At 64.9% G+C, this 22,750-nt stretch carries 6 protein-coding genes; 3 read left to right on the top strand and 3 right to left on the bottom strand.

Annotation, left to right across the window (positions count from 1 at the left end):
- Positions 1-147: 147 nt before the first annotated feature.
- Positions 148-13,527: a filamentous haemagglutinin family protein gene (locus ABIB78_RS31375; RefSeq protein ID WP_429031692.1), complete on the top strand. Its 13,380-nt coding sequence runs from the start codon at positions 148-150 to the stop codon at positions 13,525-13,527.
- A gap of 186 nt (positions 13,528-13,713) precedes the next feature.
- Entirely contained in the window at positions 13,714-14,616 is a 903-nt protein-coding gene (locus tag ABIB78_RS31370; RefSeq protein WP_429031689.1) for an FkbM family methyltransferase, read from the top strand.
- Between the two features lie 101 nt (positions 14,617-14,717).
- Here ABIB78_RS31370 and ABIB78_RS31365 read toward each other — a convergent pair whose 3' ends face one another.
- On the bottom strand, positions 14,718-16,691 hold the full coding sequence (locus ABIB78_RS31365) for a substrate-binding domain-containing protein (RefSeq protein WP_429031686.1): 1,974 nt from the start codon (positions 16,689-16,691) through the stop codon (positions 14,718-14,720).
- A 670-nt stretch (positions 16,692-17,361) separates the two neighbouring features.
- On the opposite strand from ABIB78_RS31365, the gene ABIB78_RS31360 reads away from it, so the two are divergent.
- Entirely contained in the window at positions 17,362-20,466 is a 3,105-nt protein-coding gene (locus ABIB78_RS31360) for a DEAD/DEAH box helicase (protein WP_429031784.1), read from the top strand.
- A gap of 76 nt (positions 20,467-20,542) precedes the next feature.
- Here ABIB78_RS31360 and ABIB78_RS31355 read toward each other — a convergent pair whose 3' ends face one another.
- Positions 20,543-21,577: an LLM class flavin-dependent oxidoreductase gene (locus ABIB78_RS31355; protein WP_429031684.1), complete on the bottom strand. Its 1,035-nt coding sequence runs from the start codon at positions 21,575-21,577 to the stop codon at positions 20,543-20,545.
- Positions 21,578-21,801: 224 nt separating this feature from the next.
- Positions 21,802-22,725, bottom strand: a complete 924-nt coding sequence (locus ABIB78_RS31350) for a glutathione S-transferase family protein (protein WP_429031682.1) — start codon at positions 22,723-22,725, stop codon at positions 21,802-21,804.
- Between the last annotated feature and the right edge of the window lie 25 nt (positions 22,726-22,750).

Raw genomic sequence — 22,750 nt, 5'->3', positions numbered from 1 at the left:
TCGGGCGTGTCCGCCCGGGGGCGGCCGCGCCGGTTGGGTTGTGCGCTTTTCATTGAGTTGTCGGCATCAGGCCAACTGGTTGCAGGCTGGCCGGTGCGTTGTTGCGTGATGATTGTTTCGCATCACATGCTGCATTGGAAGGCCCGCATGCATTCGCTCTCCCGCTCGACCTCGCGCCGTGGCCTGTTGCTCGCAGGTGCAAGTTCGATCGCAATCGCAATGGGCTCACCTGCGGCGGCGCGCCCGTTCGGCACGTGGGGCGGCGTGAGCACCGCGGCCACGCAGGCGGCGGTCAGCGCGGCGCAGGCCGCCGCACAGCAGGCGCAGCAGGCCGCGCAGAACACGCAAGCGTCGATGACGCGCGCCGCGCAGGCGATCCAGGCATTGCAGGCGGCCCAGAGCGTCGCGCGCGGGCTTGCAGCGAGCACGCCGAGTGCGGTGCCGAACGGTCTCAACGTCGGCGGCCTGGTGCCGAGCAGCGGCCTTGCCGCATCCGGCGTTGCCAATCCCGTCACCAACTGGGTCGGCGCCAACACGCCGACGCAAACCAGCAGCGGCGGCCAGGCCACGGTCAATATCGACCAGACTCAGCCCCAGGCGGTGCTGAACTGGCAATCGTTCAATGTCGGCAGGGACACGACCGTCAATTTCAATCAGCAGGGCAACGCGAACTGGGCGGCGCTCAACAAGATTGCGTCGACCGGGGTGCCAAGCCAGATTCTGGGATCGATCAAGGCCGACGGCGCGGTCTATCTGATCAACCAGAACGGCATCATCTTCGGCGGCACCAGCCAGATCAATGTCCACACCCTGATCGCCTCGACGCTGGACCTTCCGTCCAAGCTGAGCGGCAGCAACTATCAGGGATTCGTGCAGAGCGGACTGTTCTCGCTGCTCAGCGACGTCCCGACAGCCGCGAACATCACCACAGCAAATGCGTCGGGAGCCGCGATCTTCAACCAGGGGAACGGTGGAAAGGTCACGGTTCAGCCCGGCGCTATCATCGATACAACGGGCAAGCTGAGCGCGAACGGCGATGGCGGCTATGTCGCGCTGCTTGCCGATGGCGGCGTCAGCAACGCCGGTGCGATCACCACCAGGAACGGCCAAATCATCCTGGCCGCGGACAGTAACGTCACCTTGGTCACGCCACTGTCCACTGCCGTCGGCACCCGGACGGCGATGCGGGTCCTGGCCGGCGGCGGGCTGGTCACCAACGAAGCCTCCGGCTTGCTTTCGTCCAGCTCGGGCGCGGTCACGCTGGCGGGCGGATCGATCAACCAGCTCGGCGGCATCGTCGCCACCACTGCCACCACGCGCACCGGCTCAATCAGCCTGAATACGACCTGCGTGCAAGGCGGCTGCGCGTCCGGCGCCGACGGCAATATCGTGCTGGGGTCGGCGAGCCTCACGGCGATCCTGCCGGATGAGACCAGCGGAACGCTGCCGACGGCGACGCTCAATACACCGACGTCAGCGAATGGCGCCAGCAACGCGCCGTACTTCCAGACCGTGCTGCAGCCGCAGATCAATATCACGGCGGTGGGCAGCGTCGACGTGCAGGGCAGCGGCGCGGGCGGCGCCGGTGCCCTGGTCAAAGCGCCGGGCGCCGCGCTGACGATCGGCGCCGACAGTGTTCTCGGCACGGTCCTGCTCGAGCAGGGCAGCACCATCGATCTCTCCGGCATCGCCGGCGTGACGCTGCCGATGTCGATCAACCAGATCAGCATCCTTGTCACCGCGGCCGAGGTGGCCGACAGCCCGCTCGCTCAAAGCCTGATCGGCAAGACCGTCACCATCGATGCGCGCCTCAGCGGCACCCGCGCCGACGGCGTGCAATGGGTCGGCTCGCCGCTGCTCAACGCGGCCGGTTATGTCGGCCTGATCCCGCAGAGCATCGACCAGATCCTCACCGTCGGCGGCAACTTCACGACGTCGGGAAAGAATGTCGTTCAGCAGCCGGGCGCGACCATCAACGTGTCGGCCGGCTACGTGCAGTACGCCGGCGGCATGATCAGCACCACCCGCCTGCTGGGTGCCGACGGGCGCATCTACGACATCGGCCGCGCCGATCCCAGCATCGCCTATGTCGGCGTCAGCGGCTTCACCATCCTGCACAAGGTCAATGGCGTCGTCGATACGAAACTGACCGAAGTCTATCTCAGTCCATGGGGCGGCAGCAGCAATACGCACTATGAGGCGAGCTACATCACCGGCGCCAATGCCGGCTCGGTCACCGTCGCGGCCATCAATCCGATCGTCAACGACATCATCGGCAATGTGGTGGCGGGCAGCCGCCAGCGTGCGCTGGCGGGATCGTCGAATCTCGCACCGGCCGACCAGATGCCGAAGGGCGCGTCGCTGAGCATCACATTCACGGCGGGGGCTGGCAGCGTCAACCAGAACAATGTGGTGCTCGCGCCGCAGGCCGACGTCGGACCGGATCCCTATGGTCTCGGCAGCTTGAACCTTGCCAATGCTTCGAACTGGTCGCCCGCGCTCGTCAACGGCGTGTTCCCGATCTTCACCGATGTACTGTCCAATTCGTCGTTCGGCGCCATCTCGATCAAGGGCGCGCAACGGCTCGACATAGCGACGAATGCCACCTTGTCGGTGCGTCCCGGCGGCAGCATTGCGCTGGACGGCGTCGCCACCATCGACGGCACGCTCAGCGCGCCCGCGGGCCAGATCAGCCTCACCGGCTTCACCTATCTTGCCAACAAGCCACAACTTCCACCTGTCCCGGCCTTGGTTATCGGACCTCATGCGGTGCTCGACGTACGTGGTCGCTGGGTCAACGACACCGGCCTATTGTCCGATCAGCTCGAAGGACGCGCCTATGTCAATGGCGGCAGCGTGGATATCAAAACGTATGCTGCCAGCAACGGGCCGGACGGAGGTGAGGGTGTCTTTATCGACGTCACCCAGAGCATCGTGGTTGCGCCTGGCAGCGTAATCGACGTATCCGGCGGCGGCTATGTCGACACCTTGGGCAAGCTCAAAACCGGATCCGACGGCCTCCCGATCGGCAAGGGCGGCAGCGTTTCGCTGGTTACCTATGGTCTTATTAATTATCCTGCTCGCGGAGAAGGGCAAAACCCCTTTAACGTCGTTCCACACGGCACCAATCCTGACGGCACGATCAACTATCCCGATCAGGCCAATGTGCTGCTCGGCGGCACCATCTACGCGGGTGGCTTCGATGGCGGCGGGACGTTGACGCTGCAGGCGTCGGCCATTGCGGTCGACGGTGCGACCGCTGAGGTCACATCGTATCTGTCCAGCGCGGCGGCCAGCGCCATCGCAACCTCCACTGGAATGCCGGTCGTGGGTTTCAGCGTGTCGGACGCGAAGGCCGGCCAACTCGTTCTGCCGCCCTCATTCTTCACCAGCGGCGGCTTCTCTCAGTACGCCCTGACCGACGCGTATGGTGGCGTCGCGATCACGGCCGGTACGCAGCTGCTATTGCAGCAACAGCCGACCGCCGTGCCCTCGGGCCGCGAGGTGAAGATTCCGACCGGCGCGCGGGTGCGCGACTTCGCGTCCTTGGGACTGCTGCCCGATGGCTTGCGCAAGCCGGTCAGCCTGTCGCTGGGTGGCACGAATGTTCTGGTTGATCGTGGCGCTGCCATCGTCACCGATCCGCTGGCCACGGTCACGGTGAATGCTGTCGCGACCAATATTCTCGGCAGCATTGTCGCGCCCGCAGGCAGCATCACCGCAACAGGTACGGAGGTGCGTATCGGCGCGACCGCCGTGCTCGATGTGAGCGGCGTATTCGTGCCCAATCCGCAGGTGATCACCTATTCGACAGGCACGGTGCGCGACGGCGGCACGATCTCGCTCTTGGCCACGACCGTGGTGGCGGAGCCGGGGGCACTGTTCAATCTGCAAGGCGCTGCCGCGATGGCGGAGAGCAACCTGATCCAGGTACCCCAGGGCGCTTCCGCGCGGGGCTTTGTCGGGCAGGCGGCCTGGAGCAATGGCGGTAGTCTGCAATTGTCCGGCACGACCATCTATTTTGCCGGCAACGTCAATGCGGCCGGCGGCGCGCCGCTTGCGGCCGGCGGCAGCCTGACGGTCGGTGTCATCAATCGAAACGCGGTCGGAGCCCCGCCGACGCCGGACACCATCGTCGTGGAGCAGCCCGGCATGGTCGCAACGAACCTGCCGGCTCCCGGCATGTCGGCGGCCCCAGGCGCGTTTATTGGCGCCGATACGCTGAGCAACAGCAGTTTCGATTCCGTGACACTGAATGCTCAAACCATTGCGTTCGACGGTTCGGTCAATGTGGCGATCCCCGGCGCGCTGACACTGTATACCCGAACCGGGCACTTTGTGCTTGCCGACGCGTCCGTCGTCAATCTGAACGCGGGCTACGTTCGTGTGGTCGGCGGCGACGGGGGCAACGGGGCGATCGTGCCGGCTGCCGGCGGCGGCGTATTGAACGTGAATGCGCAATGGATCGACCTCGAGCGCGGAATTGGGCTCGACAATGTCGGCAACGCGAACTTCACCAGCACCGGCGCTATCCGCCTGCTGCCGAACTACTATGGCTTCATCGACGGTAGCATTGGCGGAGGAGAGTCGATCTTCGGCGGGGCGCTGCTCGTTCCAGGTAATCTCACATTGCGCGCCGCGGAAATTTATCCGGTCAGCGATACGGCTTTCCTCTTGATGTCGACCGGCGCGCCATCCTTCAGCACCATCACCATCGCGCAGAATGGCGTGCCGACAGCGCCGCTCTCGGCCGGCGGAAGTATCGTGCTCAGTGCGCAGACCATCGTGCAGGGCGGCACGCTGTGGGCGCCGCTCGGCAATATCATTCTGGGCGTGCGGACGGCCAGCGATATTCCTGCTCAGATCGGCAATGCGATCAAGAAGGCGACTACCTTCGACCTTACCCAGCAAGCCGTTACGTCGACCGAGAGCGTGACGTTGGCCGCGGGCAGCTTGACCTCGGTGTCTGCCGCGGGCCTCGTTATTCCTGACGGCTATACCGTTGACGGCGCCACCTGGTACCAGGGCGCGCTCGGCGGCTCCAACGCTGCAAAGGTCGTGCCGGTACTCGCCGCGCCGCCGAGCAAGTCGATCAGCCTGTTCGGCACGAATGTGGCGACCCAGTCCGGCGCTGTGCTCGATCTCAACGGCGGCGGCGACATCTATGCGACCGAATTCGTGGCGGGCAGCGGTGGCAACCGCAATGTGCTCACGACCTACCAGCAGAACCCCGCCAGCGGCACCTTCACACCGACATACGCTGACGGCCGCCAGGTCTATGCCCTGGTCCCGACCTACTCTGCCGGCGTTGCAGCCTACGACCCCACCTTCGCCTTCGGGCCCTACTATTCCGGCCTGGTGGTGCCGGCCGGCATCAGTTCGACCGCGGTCCCTGCGGGAACCGCGCAGCCGTTCGCGAACGGGATCGCGCCGGGCCAGTCGGTGACCATCGGTGCCGGCAGCGGCATCCCAGCCGGCACCTACACGCTCTTGCCCGGAATGTACGCAACGCTGCCCGGCGCCTACCGCGTTGTGCAGGTGGCAAACAACGTCAATCCGAATACGGCCGCGAACACCTCCAGCCCGGACGGCTCGCAATACGTCCTCGCCACACTCGGCAACACACTGACCGGCGCGCGCTCGTCGCAATCGGCGGTGTTCCAGTTGCAGTCGCAGTCGGTCTGGTCGCAATATTCCCGCATCGACATTACCTCGGGCACGACCTACTTCCGCAACCAGGCGCTTGCCGCAGGCAACGCTCCGCCGCCGCTGCCGATCGACGGCGGCGTGCTGGTGCTTGGCGCGATCAATTCGCTCAATCTTGCCGGCACCAACCGGTTTTCGCCGGGTACCAGCGATCTCGCGCCGGGTCTCGTCGGCGGCGGTGGTCAGGTGCAGATCAGCGGCAGGAACATCCTGATCCTCGCTTCTGACAAGGCGGTGCCAGCCGGCGATTGCGTTGGAGGAAGCGCCGCCGGCTGCACGGACGAGACGAACTACCTCGTGCTCGATGCAGACCAGATCAGCCGCCTTGGGGCGTCCTCGGTGCTGATCGGCGGCACCGCTCAGGTCGTCAACGGCGCACAGAACATCACCGCCGGCGCGCTCAATCTCGAGGTCCTGACCGACGCGGCGCATCCGTTGACCGGGCCGGAACTGCTTCTTGTCTCGCTTGCCGGTGACGGGGGGCTTGTCACCGGCAGAGGTCTTGTCATTGGTGACGGCAGTGTCGTCAGGGCAGTCGGCAGCGTGCCTGATGGCACCGACCGCGACATCACGATCGGCGCGCTGCCGGTCCAACAGCCCGATGGCAGCTATGTCTTCGCCAGCGGCGACGGCGCGCTGCTGCGTGTCTCGAATGGCAACACGGCGAAGGTCAGCCGCCTCTATGTGCCGGGCCAATATACCGGCAATGGTCCGCCGCCGACCAGCTCGACGCCGCTCGGCGCCTTCTCGGTCGGTGCCGGCGCGGTCATCGACGGCGGCAACGCGCTGACGCTCGACACCAGCGGCAGTGGCACGCTCGCCTCCGACGCGATCCTGAACGCCCGGAACTACGACATCGCCGGATCGGTCATCAACATTGGCGGCGGCAGCAGCGGCATCGTGCTGAACTCCGCGGTCCTCGCGAATTTCAACGACGCGGTCTCGGTCCGGCTGCGCAGCGCGACCGTGACCAATCTCTACGACGCCAACGGCTTGCAGATCGGTGACGCCGCGCATCCGATCGGCACGCTGACCTTCGACAGCGCCGGGCTGTACGGCCAGGGCGGCAACACCACCGTCAACGCCACCAATATCGATCTCGCCAACACCAGTGGCGCGACCGGCACCGGCATCACCGGCGCCGGCGGCACGCTCATTCTCAATGCTTCACAGGTTATCACCGAGGATGTCGGCACCAAGCACCTCGGCGGCTTCAGCCAGGTCTACTTCAACGCCGGCAAGGCTGTTGCGTTCAGCGGCAACGGCACGCTGGATTCTGCGTCGGTCGCGGCTGCGGCTCTGACGTTCAATATCGGCGGAATAACGATCGCGAATCCCGGCAGTGGCTATACCGGAATCCCGGACGTGATTGTCTCGGACGGGGGTGGATCCGGCGCGGAGGCCGTTGCGTCGCTTGGCGTGGTCAGCCTTGCCGTCGTCAGCGGCGGTTCGGGTTACAGCAACGGCGATCCGGTCACGGTGTTCGGAACCGACAACAACGGAAACCCGGTGATTGCGACCGGCACGGCCATCGTCAATTCCAACGGCGCAATCACCGGCGTCAAGATGACCGCGTCGGGGGCCGGTTTCCCCGGCTATATCGACTTCGTCTCGGTCGATAGCGCGACGGGCGACGGCAGCGCGGATTTCACCGCGTCGCTCGGCGTGGTCGGCGTGACCGTCACCAATCCGGGATCCGGTTATACCAGCATGCCGACGTTCTCCTTCGCCAATGCTGGGGGCGCTGGCACGAAGACGCAGGCTGTCGTCAACGTGACCGGAATCAACCTGACCAATCCGGGTGATGGATACGTGGCTAGCCCGACCATCAGCATCAGTGGATCCGGCACGACCGCCACGGCCACCGTGTCCGGCGGCGCCGTCACCGGCGTGACGCTGACCAACGCCGGTACCGGCTATTCAAGTATTCCCGTCGTGACGATCTCGGGTGGCGGCGGTGGCGCTGCGAACATGGTGCTGTCCGCTCCGGCGATCACGGTCAATAATGGTGCCACTCAATCGCTGAGCACGCTGGGCACTGTGAGCCTGCTCACCGCCGCGGGCACCAAGCCGGCCAGCGTCGCTTCGAATATCGGCGGAGCTCTCGCCATCACGGGCGCGTCCATCACGGACACTGCGACGATCCAGGCGCTGTCGGGCAAGGTCAGCCTGACCGCGACCGCCGGCGACGTGGTGCTCGGCAGCGGAGCGTCGATCGACGCGTCCGGTTCGCGCATCACGATCGTCGACGTGGTTCAGGACGCGCCGGGCGGCGATGTACAACTCGCGTCAACGGCCGGCAACGTGATCATCGGGCAGGGCGCCACCGTCAATGTTGCCGGGGCAGGCCACGGCTTTGCCGGCTCGCTGTCGATCCTGGCTGCGAACGCCGCGACGCTCGACGGCACCCTTGACGGCAGCGCCGCGTTCAAGGATCTCGGCGGCAATTTCACGCTGCAGGCAGCAAACCTCGGTGGAGCTGCCGGCTTGCCGCTTGGCGTGTTCACGGGCAGCTTCTCGATGCGTCTCGGCAATGGCGACATCCGCATCGAGGCCGGCCAGACGCTCAACTCCGGCAAGGTTCTGCTGGTTGCCAATAATGGCAGCGTGATCGTCAACGGCACCATCGATGCGAGCGGGCCGAGCGGCGGTCAGATCTCGCTTTATGGCGCCGGTGTCACCGGCAACGGCGTCACCGCCGGTGGCGTCTCCATCGGCGGTGGTGCGGTCCTCAACGCATCCTACGCGGCTGGCGATCCGTCCGATCCCGCCTACGCGGCTGCCAGTCTGGTGCAGACCGGCGGCACCATCACGCTGGGCACCACGGGAACGCCGGCCGCAGATGGCTCCGTCAATTCCACCTACGGCTACCAGAACATCACAACGTCAGGCACGATCAGTGTCGCGGCAGGCGCGACGTTCGACGTCAGCGGCGGCCCGGGTGGACCGAACATCAACAATGCCGGCGGCTCGGTCATTATCCGCGCGCCCATCCTCACCAACAACACCGTCAACGTCGATTTCCGCGGCAGCGTCGCCGGCGTGGTCGATGCCGGCGGCAATCCGATCGGCAAGGGTGTCGTGCTCAACCCCTACGCGGTGTGGAGCACCACCGACAGCTCGACCGGCACGAAGCATTTCGACGGCATCATCGATCCGGCCGGATGGTTCGACGCGGCCGGCAATCCGCTGCCAGGCACCGATCAGAAAGGCAATACGACCGATCAGAACGGCAACCCGATCGCGGCGCCGACCCCGCAGACGCCGCTGGCGACCGGCAGCGTCTTCATCGTCACGACGCCGAATGACGATCACATCGGGTTCTATCAGGATACGCTGGCAAGCTTCGTCCGGAACGTCGCCGTGACACCTGCGGCAGGCGGAGCGAGCTTCGGCGGCATGCACGTACGGCCCGAGATCGATCTGATCAATCCGAGCCTCGATGTCAACAACGGCAACATCACGGTCGCCAGCAACTGGAATCTGGGCGCCGGCAGTGTCGATGCGTCCGGGCACGTTTCACTGGTGTACCGCACCACGAGCGGCGGTGAGCCGGGTTCGCTGCTCCTGCAAGCGAAGAACAACGTCAACATCAACGCGACTGTGAGCGACGGATTCTTTGTCAACTACACGCCCCCGCGCGCCACGGACGCGGCCTCGCTCTACGCGAGCGAGGTCAGTTCGAGCCTCTATCAGTCGTACCTCGGCATGTTCCCGGACGGCAACAATCTGGTTTATGATTCGAGCGGGATCGCTGACTACCTGGTCAAGACCAATGGCTCATGGTCGGGCCCCTCAGCGCCCATAGCCTCACCCAGCGCGGCATTCTTCGGGATGTCGAGTGCCGCCTACAACGCGCTTAGGTTACAGTTCAAGCTGGCAGCGCCGGCGGTCATTACGGCAGACGATCCTGCGGTGGCCGATCAGTACAATCTGTACTATTCCCAGTATCTGAGGATGTTCCGCGCCTACGAGACGGAACTGATCGGGGTCAATGTCAACGGGATCAATCCGTCGACGGGCGTTTCGGCGCACGGCGGCATCGTGTTGTCCTACGCCGACTTCGTCGCCTACACCAGCACCATACCGCTCGCTGGGGGCAACAGCCAGCGGCCGAATCCGTCAATCAACGCGATTCCGGCGGCGCCGACCCTATCGACGGAGTACTTCAATCTGGGGACGGGTATCGGCAGCCTCTTCCTCAATTCAGGCAATGGCAACGTGGTTGCCCTGACGTCAGACTATGCCACAAAGTGGACGGCCTATTTCCTCAGCGTCATCAACACGAACCTGGTGAGCAGCGGCAAGTCTAAACTAGGCTCATATCTCCCCCGGGAGCTTCTTCTCCAGGGGAGCATCGACTATGCGACTGGACTTGACTACGCCAATGGTGTTCTCGCCGCCGTCGCGGTGACGCCGCCGGCGCCGCCGCCGGCCTACAGCACCGTGCGGAGCACCTACCTCGCGTCGACAAGCGCGGTCCCTCCCGCCGACCAGATCGCCAACAACCCGGCGGTCTACGACGCGGTCGGGGGCACCTTCAGCATCGTCTACAACTCGACTTCGGCCGCGCAACTGATGTCCGCCGCCGTGAGCGGCAAGGGCAGCTTCTCCTACGACATCGTCGCCGGCGCGGCCTTTACCGCGAACACGCCGCCGGTCGATCCCAACGCCGTGATTTCGTTGCCGTCACAGTCGCCGACGGTCACGGGCAGCGTCACCATCGATGGCCACACGTCCTATGTGAACAAGCTGGCACAGCCCGGAGCGTCGACGACGATCGACATCCCGACCCTCGTGCGCACCGGCACCGGCTCGATCACGATCACAGCAGCCGGCAACGTCGAACTGCGTGACCAGGTGGCTCCCGGAGCGGTCTATACCGCCGGCGCCGCCACGGCCACGCCGGCCGATTTCAATGCGCCGACGGTGCCTGCGCTTTACAATGTCCAGCCGAACGGGGTCGTCAGCGCGCCGGCCTGGGCCACCGGCGGTGGCGCGGTCACCGTGACCGCCGGCGGGTCGATCATCGGCATCGAGATGCCGATCGACGCCGACGGAACGCAAACCGGCGTTGCCGGTGCCTCCACCGGTCAGATGTGGAGCGACTGGTACATCCATTACGGCCTCTCGAACGGCACGTCGACGCCGTTCGCGGCTTGCGCGGCCGCGGGCTCGGTCGCCTGTCAGACCGCGGCCTGGATCAACTACGCCACCTTCTTCCAGGGCTTCGGCGCGCTCGGCGGCGGCAACATCAGCCTGTCGGCGGGGGCCGACATCATCGATGTCGGCGCGTCGCTGCCGGAGACGCTGGTGGTCAGCGGCGGCTTCACCGCAGCCAATCCGCCCAGGATAACCTATTACGGCGGCGGCAATCTCCGCGTGACCGCCGGCGGCGACCTCCTGAGCAGCGATTTCCTGGTCGGCCGCGGTGCCGGCCTGATCCGGGTGGGCGGCTCTGCCCAGGCCACCACCAGCAATCCGCTGAACCAGGGCCTGCCGACGCTTGGCGTCACGAACGACGGGAGCTCCATCACCGGCACCTACGCGCTGCCTTTGCTGCTGGCGGTGCAGGACGGCTTCATCAGTCTGGTCGCTCGCGATTCGGTGACGCTCGGCAGCGTCTACGATCCTGCCTCGTTGCCGCTCAACGCCGGGGTACAATCGAACGTGCAACGATATCTGCCAGGCGTGTCTGCTGATCCGAAAAACTCAGGTAACTTCTCGTGGAGTAATTATTTCACCAGCTATGGCCCGGGCAGCGGCATTTCGCTGACCAGCATGACCGGCGACGTCACGGGCCCGACTATTTCGGCGGCCGGCTCACCGGCACCGATCAGCGGGCTTTTTACGCACAATGGCAGCTTTACCAGCGGCACCCAAAAGCTCGGCGGATTTGCGGACGCCTCGACCGTTGGGCTGCTGCTCCCAGCTACGTTTGACCTAGCGGCACTCAGCGGGGACGTGGCGCTCAGCACAACCGACGTCAGCACCTTGCTGCCGAGCACCACCGGCACCGTCAACCTCGTCGCGGCCGGCTCCATCAAGCTCGGGGCGGGTCTTGCGATGCCCGATCTTGATCCCAGCATCGCGCGATACATCGGCTCGACCGCTATCGACTCAACCACGTTAGTCAGCAACTCCATCAACCCGCTCGGGCTATCGTGGGCGACCCTGACCCGGGCGCTGCATGCGGACGATCCCGATCCGGCGATCATCGCGGCCGGCAAGGATATCTATGCTGTTAATATCGATGGAGGCGGAAGCCTTGCCACCACCGTGACGCTGATCAAGCCGGTGCGGATCGAAGCGGGCAACAACATCTACGCGGGGATCGCGCCAAGCGGAGACGTTTCGACGACCAGCAACGGCACGCCGATGGCCAACCTTAGCTTCAATTTCATTGGCCAGAACAACAACGCGGCCGACATCACCAGCATCGCCGCCGGCAACGATCTGGTCGGCGGCTCCTATCTTCTCTATGGCCCCGGCACCTTCGTGCTGCAGGCCGGGCACGATTTGGGTCCGTTCTCGGCATCGGATTCTCCGCCGAACACCACGACCCGTGGCATCGCCACGATCGGCAACGGTAGCGCACTCGGCGGTGCGTTCACTGTGTCCAATCCCCTCAAGCCCTACCTGCCGTCCCAGGGAGCCGAGCTCGATCTGCTGTTCGGTGTGAAGCCCGGCATCAACTATGCCGCGGCGATCGCCGACTATGTCGATCCGGCGCGTGCCGGCACCGGCGGCATCGACTTCCTCACCGATATCGCCGCTGTCCTCGGCCAGTCGCGCGATCAGGCCTGGGCCACCTTCCAGGGCCTGTCGCCGGCGCGGCAGCAACTTCTCGTCAACCGCGCCTTGCTCGATTTCCTGATCCAGGTGGGCAAGGACTACAAGAATTCGGCGAGTCCCTATTTCGGGCAGTACGCCCGCGCCTATACGGCGATTTCCACGCTGTTCCCGGCCGGCTACGGCTATACCGACAACAGCCTGAGCGTCGACGGCAGGGCCGCGCCGAAGATCGCGACCGGAAAGCTCAACGTCTCCGCCTCCGTGCTCGAGACCCAGATGAGCGGCGACGTCAACATCCTCGGGCCGGGCGGCGGCATCACCGTCGGCCACAACTCGCTGGATACGCTGACGCCGAGCCAGGAGGGCATCCTGACACTTGGCGGCGGGACGATCCGCGCCTTTGCTGACGATTCTATCCTGGTCAATCAGAGCCGCATCATGACCCAGCAGGGTGGTGACATCGGCCTGTTCACCGCCAACGGCGACATCAGCGCGGGCGCGGGACCGAAGACCTATGTCTCGAGCCCCGCGCTCAGCGAGATCTGCACCGTCGGCGGCTACTGCTACATCAATCCGCAAGGGTTGGTCACCGGCGCCGGCATCGCCGCGCTGGTCACGCTGCCCGGGCAGGATCCGACCAAGAGCAACGTCACCCTGGTGGCGCCTCGTGGCACCATCGATCTTGGCGCGGCGGGCGTTCGCGGCAACGATGTGACGCTGGTCGCGCTGGTCGTGCTCAACGCGTTCAACGTCCAGGCCACCGGCACCGTGACGGGCCTCGCCTTCACGCCAACGCCGAGCACCACGCTTGCCGCGGTCACCAACAACGCAACCGCTGCCACGCAGCAGGCCGGCCAACCCGCGCCGAACAAGCCCAATGACCAACCTTCGATCGTGATCGTCGAGGTGCTGGGCTATGGCGGCAGCGGGGGCGATGACGCGGCGCCGGGCAGCAGTGGCGGTGGCGATAGCCAGAAGCCGAACAGCAGTGACGACGAGCGCCGTCGCCGCGGGGATCAGCAGTAGTTTTTTTGCCGTGGTCATGTTCGCGCCTATTGGCAGTCATCTCCGTAGCCCGGGTGAGCGAAGCGATACCCGGGGTCGCATGCGCATCGGATCCCGGATGTCGCTGCGCTCATCCGGGCTACGCAATACCCTTCAGCTCGCCGTTCAGAGGAACAGAGACGCACTTCGTGCCCTCTGTTAGGTCCCATGACGTCGTCAATCGCGTCAGCGCCGTCAGCGTCATCTGCCGATAGCGACGCCCTAAAGGCCCTGCTTGTACCCGGACGTCTCACCGTCGTGGTCGATATCGGCGCGAATCCGATCGACGTGCCGCCCTATGCGCCGCTTCTGCAGAAGCGCCTGTGCCGGCTGTTCGGCTTCGAGCCGCAGCCCAGCGCGCTGGCCGAGCTGAACGCCCGCAAGAGCGAGCTCGAAACCTATCTGCCCTATGTCGTCGGCGGCGGCGAGCAGGCCCGCCTTCGCGTCTGTGCGGCGTCGGGGATGACCAGCCTGCTGGAGCCCGACCCGGTGATGCTGAAGCACTTTCAGGGATTCAACGAGTGGGGCCGTATCATCGCCGACAGCAGGATCGCGACCCACAGGCTCGACGACATCGGCGAGATCGACGCGATGGATTATCTCAAGATCGACGTGCAGGGCTCGGAGCTTGCGATTTTCCAGAGCGGACGACGGCGGCTGGCGGAGGCGGTCGTGATACAGACCGAAGTCTCGTTTCTCCCGTTGTACAAGAAGCAGCCGGTGTTCGGCGAGATCGACCTCGAGCTGCGCAGCCAGGGCTTCATTCCCCACGCCTTGATTTCGATCAACAAGCGCATGATCTGGCCGATGCGCGGCGCCGATCCCTTTGAGGCGTTCAACCAGCTGCTTGAGGCCGACGCGGTCTATGTCCGCGATTTCACCAAAGCCGACGCGATGAGCTCCGAGCAGCTCAAGCATCTCGCGCTGATCGCCCATCACTGCTACGGCTCCTACGATCTCGCGGCAATCTGCATCGAGCACCTGCTCAACCGCGATGCGATCGTCGCACATGCGGGAAGCCGCTATTTCGAGCTCGCCGCGGCGCAGCGCGCCGCCGCCAAAGCCGGCTGAAACGTCAACAAAACAGCCGGGCCCCGATCGAGAGCCCGGCTGCTGACGTCTTTTGTGAGATCGTGACCCGGATCGTCCCGGATCACGATCCCATGTTGCCGTTATTTCGCGCCGCCGGTGACGCTGGTGCAGCCGTCGATCTGCGTGCCCGACGTGCTGTAGGCCGCGATCGCGGTCGACGAACCGCCGGCCACGCTGGAGGTCAGGTACGCATTCAGGACGTTGGTAGCCCACACGCCGTCGAGCTCGTGGAAGCCGTTGTTGCGGATGACCCGGGCGACGTTCGGATCGTAGCCGGGGTTGTCGGCGTTCGATGTCGCCGGATCATAGTCGGGCAGTCCGGTGTTCGATCCGCCGTAGAACCAGGCGAGCCAGTTCTTCACGGCCGGCACCCGCGTTCCGGTCGTGTCGCTGTAGCAGCTATAGACATTGAGGAAGCTGGCGCCGGTGATCGGATAGTCGGTCTGCGACTGCAGCGGGATGCCGATGACGGACAGGCCGTCATAGGTCACGCCGCCAAGGACGGTGCCGGCGGGATAGACCTGGGCATACAGGTTCCAGGCATCATAGCTGCTGCTGACGTCCGGGGCGGTCAGGTTGGCGAACGCCTGCTGGGCATTGTTCGGCGTCGGCGGGACGAAGTTTTGCGCCTTGCCGTTGCTGCCGACCTGGCCAGGATGATAGACGCCGAGCAGGCGCTGGCGTTCGTTCTGGATGCTGGCCGAGAGCGGAGCCGCGGCGGAGATCGTGGTCCCGGCGATCTCCTCGGTCACGGTCTGCGCATAGGGCTGCGTGAAGTCAGCGCTGAGATAGCCGATCCGGCCGGCGAAGCGGGGATCCGTGCCGATCTTCAGAGCTTCGTGGTTGCTGCCCGACGCGCTGATCCAGTGCGGATCGGGGCGTTCCTCGTCGTCATCGACGTCGTAGGGGTCACTCTGGTCGGAGCTCTTCACTGCCTTGATGTTGTCGAGCAGGCGGACGAATTTGCCCGACGGCAGGTTCGCCGAGGTGCTGCCGCCGACACCGACGCCGGTGAATATCTTTTTGTAGTTGTAGGTGCCGGTCGGGTCGAGCAGCGGGCAGAGGTTGGCGAGGTAGTTGGTGAGGATGAAGCTCGCGCCGGCATCATCCGCACGGTAGACCACCTTGATCGGCAGCCGGCCGCTGGTATAGGCGACCGGGGTCAGCGAGCCGTTGGTGTTGTCGTCGTAGAAGTGGTGGAATTGCTGCACACCGTTGGCGTCGAGCGCGGGGATCAGCGTCGAGGTGTCGTGCCAGTCCGTCACGGTCGCCGAGAAGATCGCGCAGAGCTGTGCGGCAGAGAGCTGGATCGCTCCGCCCGCCTTGCTGTTCGGCGATAGCGCCGACTGGTTGGTCCAGGTCACGCCCGAGGCGGAATTCGCGGTGTTGACCGCAATCGCAACCGGGACCTCCATGGCCGGGACCTGGATCGGCGCGCCGACGACCGAGGTGCTGAAGCTCGTGGCCGATTTGCTCAAGGCGGCGATCAGCAGCGTGTTCTGCCAATTGGTCGACGGTTGGAAATTGCTGAACGAGATAGTGGTCAGGCCTGAAATCGAACTGGCGAGCGGCGCGTCGCTGGCGGCGAAGTCGAGCCGCGGATAGGGATAGCTCTTGAAGGCCGCATTGGCGGTGTCGCGGAACGGCGGCTTGGCCGAGGGCTTCCGCACCACGGCCGGCGCGGAGTCCGGGCTGCCGCGGAACAGTTGCCGCGCATCGTCGGCGATGTAGGCGCGCTGGCCGTTGCCGGAGCCGACGGCGGCGAACAGGCCCTCGACCGAGGTCGAAAACATGGTGCAGCTGGTCGGCAGCAGGTTCGGGCTCGGCGTTGCGGTCGAGAAGCTCGGCGAGAATGCCTGGCCGTCATTGGCCAGCGTCGTGCCCGCATAGCAGTCGAAGATCTGGCGCAGCGCCAGCGACGACAGCGTGCTGCCGCCGCCGTAGATGCCGGTTTGGGCCGCAGCCGGCTGCTGGGCTCCGATCATGGCGGCGGCCGACAACACGACCAGCGAGGTCGTGCCCAGCACGCGTTCGGCGAACGATTTCGTCTTCATGATAACCTTCCCTGTTTTTGTTGCGTGACACAGCAGCGCCGCGCGACCGCCTGACGGCCTCGTGATGTTCAGAACGTCTTGTTCGATGGCTGTGAATGGGACGGCGATGAAGAAGACCTTGCAGGAACGTCTCAAGACAATCGAAGCTGTTCGCCGCGCAAGGCACACGGCCTTGCGCGCCGTTGTCGGCATCCGCGCCGATGTGGCTCACACCCCTTAGACAATCCGAATGAGCGCGACGCGCAGCTGGCTTGTGGTGATTTTTCGGGCGGACCAGGTCTCGGATGAGACCGCCCCGGCGCCTCATCGAGGCGATGCGCCAGCGCCACGATCTGGGGATCCGGCTCTGCTGGAGCGATCCGACGTGATGGTTAGGTTACAAAGAGGATGGCGGCACGGAGCGAGACATCCCCCGATGCCGCAAATTGATCCCGAACCCGCCGCTATTCAACGCGGTTGCGAGACTGTAAGGAGATCGTTGGCCGCGCGCGTCGGGGGGCGTCAACGGGCCGCGATCGACCTGAGATGCTTGTCACCGGGGCGATCGTACTCACGAAATAGCGATGGATTTGACGTGGCGAAGACCAAGAAGGCCCGCGCTGCTGCTGGCGCGAAGAAGAACAGCAAGGGATTGGCGCGTTCCGGGATCTCATCTTCCTCGCCGCTCGGCATGCTGGCGCTGTATCTCCTCGAGCAATGGAGGAAGTCCGGGCGCGACGGCATCGTTTTCCTCGCGGACAGCGAGAACAGGGCAGAGCGCCTGGGCAGTGTGCTCCATTCGCTGGACCCTTCGCTCGAGGTGCTGGTGTTCCCGAGACTGAACACCTTGCCGTTTGACGGACTGGAGCCGTCACGAGAAATCGCCGGCAGGCGGAGTTCGGTGTTGAGGCGTCTCGCGAAGAGCAAGAAGCCTGTCTTTTTGGTGTCGACGGCGGAGGCGATCATGGAGCGGTTGCCGTTGCCCGCCAGCTGGGCGCGCCTCAGCATCAGCCTGAAAGTGGGTGCGGGTCATTCCGAGCAAGATCTCAAGGATCGTCTGGAAGCTCTGGGATACGATCTCGACGAAGAGGCGGATTTTCCCGGGAGCGTTCTGTTCCACGGAATGACGTTCGAAGTGTTTCCCGCCGGTGCCCTCGGGCCGTACAGAATCGAGCATTCCGGTGGCGTGATCCGCAGGATCGCCGGAGTAGATCCCAACGAACACGACGTCGTGTTCGATACCCAGGAACTGCTCATCGATCCGATGTCCGAGCGCATCGCGTTGGGAGGCAAGCGGGCGCAGCGCGCGGCGCTGCAGGATTATTGCGATCGCGCCCACTGGATCGCGGACGCCGGCGTGTCGGGCCACGCCGACAGCTGGCTGGGCACGATCAAGGAGGCGGCCGGCCGCAGGGAGACGGAGCGCGAATACCTCGGGCCCGGTGACTGGAAGCGGCTGGCCAAACGTATCAGCGCGCTGCCTCGAAAAGCCGCGTTCACGCCCACGCCTGATTTCTCGAAGGTCGCCTCGTCGCGCAAGGCTCTCCGCGCATTTGTCGCCGACGCACAGCGCGCCGGATCGCGACTGCTTTTTGTGGCGGCGGTGGAGGACGACCTGCGCGCGATCGAGCGAATGAGCGGGATCAAGGCCGAGCGCCTTGCCGATTGGAACGAGGCGGCGAACGGACGGGGTGGCGAAGGGGCATTGTTGGCTGACTTCGACACCGGCTTTATCGGTTCCGGCCGCAAGCCGCTTGTCGTGGTGACGGCGACCGACGTGCTCGGCAGCAGGGCCCATCATCCGCAGCCCATGGCCAGGGCCTGGAGTGCGGTTTTTGATCATCCCGATGTGCCGGAGCGCGGCGCGGTCGTTGTTCACCTGCAGCGGGGTCTCGCTGTGCTCGATGGCTTGCAGACCCTCGACATGGGGAAGGGATCATCTCGCGAGATGATCAGGCTGGCATTTGCGGGGGATGATGCCGTCCTCGTTCCGCCGGCCGACCTAGCTCTGATCTGGCCCTATGCGGCGGAGCTCGGCAGACTGACATTGGACAGAGCGGATGGCAGTACGTGGTGGGCGCGCCGCACCAAGGCGGAGCAGGAAATTCAGCTTGCCGCCAAGGCGCTTGCCAAACACATCGCGCAACGGCGTCGCCGGCGCGCTCCCAGGCTGGTCGCTCCCGGTCCCGCATATGAGCGGTTCGTCGCGCGCTTTCCGTATTTCACGACAGTCGATCAGGCGAAGGCAATTCGGGACGTGTTGGATGATCTTGCGTCGGGTCATCCGATGGATCGGGTTGTCTGCGGCGACGTCGGATTTGGCAAGACCGAGGTTGCCTTGCGCGCGGCGGCCGCCGTTACGCTGTCGGGCAAGCAGGTTGCCATCGTTGTGCCGACGACCGTTCTGGCAAGGCAGCACGTCGCAACATTCCGCAAACGGTTCGCGCCGCTCGGCATCGAAGTGGGAAGCTTGTCGCGCGCTACGTCGGCTCAGGAAATGAGGGCGACGAAGGAGGGCCTGCGAAGCGGCAAACTGAAGGTCGTGGTCGGCACGCAGGCGATCGCATCGAAGGACGTGAAATTCGCCAAGTTGAGTCTCGTCGTTGTCGACGAAGAGCAGCATTTCGGGGCGGTGGAGAAGGCGAAGCTCTCTGGCTTGGCGAAGGGTGTCCATACGCTCTGGATGAGCGCCACGCCGATCCCGCGCACGCTTGCGGCAGGTCTCGCTGGGTTCAGGGATATCAGCGTGATCGCATCCCCGCCTGTTCATCGGCTGCCGGTCGTCACCAAGATCGCGCCACTTTCGGACGCCGCCATTGCCGCTGCATTGCTGCGCGAGCAGCGACGCCACGGGCAAAGCTTTTTGATCTGTCCGCGAATCCAGGATCTGGATCCGATGTTGGCGCGCGTGCAGTCGGTCGCCCCGGAGCTCCGCATCGTTTGCCTGCACGGCAAGCTACCTGCCGACGAACTCGACGACCGAATGATGAGTTTCGTCGAAGGCGAGGCGGATGTTCTCCTGGCGACCAACATCGTCGAGAGCGGCCTCGACATTCCCCGGGCGAACACCATCGTGGTCTGCTGGCCGGAAAAGTTTGGTCTGGCACAACTCCACCAGCTCAGGGGGCGGGTGGGACGCGGCGGAACGCGCGCCTTCGCCTACATGCTGACCGAATCCAGCTCGGCGCAATCCGGGAAGCGCTTGGCGGTTCTGGAGGAGTTCAGCAAGCCGGGCGCCGGTTTCGCCATCAGCGACCGCGATCTGGACCTCAGGGGCGCTGGGGATCTGCTTTCCGAGCGGCAATCCGGTCATGTGCAGGTGTTCGGACCGGTGCTTTACAACCATCTTCTCAAACGAGCCTCGGAGAAGACCAATGATCGGGCCGCCGATCTGTGGGTGCCAGATCTCAACCTTCCGCTCGCGGATCTGTTGCCCAGGAGCTATGTGCAATCAGAATCGATGCGCCTTGAAATCTATGGCCGCGTCGCCAGGTGCCGGAGCGAAGACGATCTGGAAGATCTGGAGGAAGAGACCTCTCGCCGCTTCGGCAGGCTGCCACCCGCCGGTCGGGATTTCTTCGCTGCGGCAAGGCTCAGGATCGATTGCAAGCGGCGTGGAATCGTGAGGCTCGACGTCGGGCCGGAGGCCGTCGCGGCGACGTTTCTCCCCGGGAGGCTGCCGAAATCGAGGGCGCGATCGCTACAGCGCGACGGCGATCGCGTATTTTATTCAGACAAGACGCACGAGCCGCCTTTCGAGCGGATCGACGATCTCCTGGATATTTTGGACGAGTAAGTGCAACGTCCGCGTCTTCCAGCGACACGGATATTCCTGGCTCGTACCAGAGCGTCGTGATGCCGGCCCTGGCTCGTCACACGGCGAGCATGTCGCGCACCATCGGCACCACCTTGCGGCCGTAGAGCTCGATGCTCTTCATCAGCTTCTCGTGCGGCAGCGGGCCGGCCGAGTATTTCAATTGGAAGCGTGCAGCGCCGAGCGCCTTCACGGTCGCCGCGATCTTGCGGGCGACGGTTTCCGGGGCGCCGACATAGAGCGAGCCGTGCTCGGCCTCAGCCACGAACTCGTCGCGGCCCATTGGCGGCCAGCCGCGCTCCTTGCCGATTCGGTCGCGCATGACCTTGTAGTCCGGCCACAGCTCCTCGCGGGCCTGCGCGTCGGTCTCGGCCACATAGCCCGGCGAATGCACGCCGACCGGCTTCGGTTCGCGACCGAACTGCTGGTAGGCGCGCTGGTGCAAATCGACATAGGGCGCAAACCGCTTGGGATCGCCGCCGATAATGGCGAGCATCAGCGGCAGGTCATAATGCGCCGCGCGCACCACCGATTCGGGGCTCCCGCCGACGCCGATCCAGGTCTTCAGCCGGCCGTGCTCGATCGGCGGATAGACCGACTGACTCTTGAGCGGCGGCCGCAGCTTGCCCTGCCAGGTCACCGGCTCCTGCTTCAAGAGCTCGATGAACAGGTCGAGCTTCTCCTCGAACAGCTCATTGTATTGCCGCAGGTCGAAGCCGAACAGCGGGAAAGATTCGGTGAAGGAGCCGCGGCCGAGGATCACCTCGGCGCGGCCGTTCGAGACCGCGTCGACGGTCGCGAAGCGCTGGAAGACGCGGATCGGATCGTCCGAGCTCAGCACCGTCACCGCCGAGCCGAGGCGGATGTTTTGGGTGCGCGCGGCGATGGCCGCCAGCACGGTCTCGGGCGAGGAGATTGCAAAGTCGGCCCGGTGGTGCTCGCCGAGGCCGATGAAATCGATCCCGAGCTGATCGGCCAGCACCGCCTCGTCGACGACGTTGCGGATCACCTGGGCATGGGGCAACGGCGCGCCGGCGGCGTCCTTAGTGACGTCGCCAAACGTGTCGAGCCCGAATTCAAGGGGGGTAGTCATCGGTCAATCCACTTGTCAGCGTGGCGGAACATCCGCCACGGGCCACCCATCGCACGCAGGCCAACAAGTCCTGTTGCTGCGGATCTGTCCGCAAGCCTGCGCTGTGGAGCCTTCGGTTGGAGATATAGCGGACGTATTGCCTGTTCGCGGCCCGACAAGGTCACGCTGCGAAACGCAGCGTTTCCAGGTCGCTTGTATCCGGCCCGCGGTCGAGGCCGCGGCGATCAGCCCGGAGTGACCAGGAAGCCGGCTCGCGGGAAATGCACCACAACCTCGCCGGCGCGTTCGTCGGACCGGCGGATCGCGATGTGCTGTGCCGACAGCGAGACGATCTCGCCGCGGACCGGGATCTTGCCGTAGTCATCCGGCATCACGCTGACGATGTCGCCGGGCTTGCGACCGTTCGGATCGGCAGGGTCGTCGAAAACAGCCGACTCCGGCCGCGCCTTCGCCGCGATCTCGAGCGCGTCGGCTGACGACATCTCCGTGCGCGCGCCGTGGCCAATGGCGCGGATGCGCTCTTCCCAGGCCGCAACGCGCGGCAAGCGCTTCATGATCTCGTCGATTGTGACGACGCTCTGACGTGCGTACCATACGTTCATGTAGGCGCTGACGTCGGCGAGGCTGAACTCGCCGAACAGCCACAGTCGGCCGTCACCGAGTTGCGCCTCGATCCAGTCGACATTGGCGCGGAACTGGTCGCGCATCTGCGGCAGCGCCGCGGTCATGGCGGCGACGTCGAACTTGGCGCCGCGCAACTTCTCGCGATCCTCGATGAAATCCTGCGGGACCTTGTCGCCGATGAAGCCGAACGCGAAGGTGACCGTGTTCTGGAAGAACGGCCGGTCGGTCCACATGCCGAGCGCCCAGGGCATCCCGGCATTGCCTGCGGGAAACAGCGTTGGCGTCGGATAGCGCCGCTCCAGCTCGCGGATGATGATCTGGGTGTCACAATAGATGTCCGCGCCGATCTGCATCGTCGGTGTACGGCGATAGCCACCGGTCATCGGCATCAAATCCGGCCTCGGCATGATCCGGGAAATCCGTACCGAGTTCCAGGCGAGCCTCTTGAATCCGAAGATGACGCGGATTTTCTCGGAGAACGGCGATTGATCGAAATGATGCAGGATCGGCGTGGGCTGCGACATGGCCTCCTCCCGTGATAGGGGTGCG

Origin of the sequence: Bradyrhizobium sp. I1.14.4 (genome assembly GCF_050435825.1) — a bacterium.
In the GTDB taxonomy this organism is placed as follows: domain Bacteria; phylum Pseudomonadota; class Alphaproteobacteria; order Rhizobiales; family Xanthobacteraceae; genus Bradyrhizobium.
The sequence above is the reverse complement of the archived record's forward strand: the minus strand, read 5'-3'. Positions and strand labels throughout refer to the sequence as shown.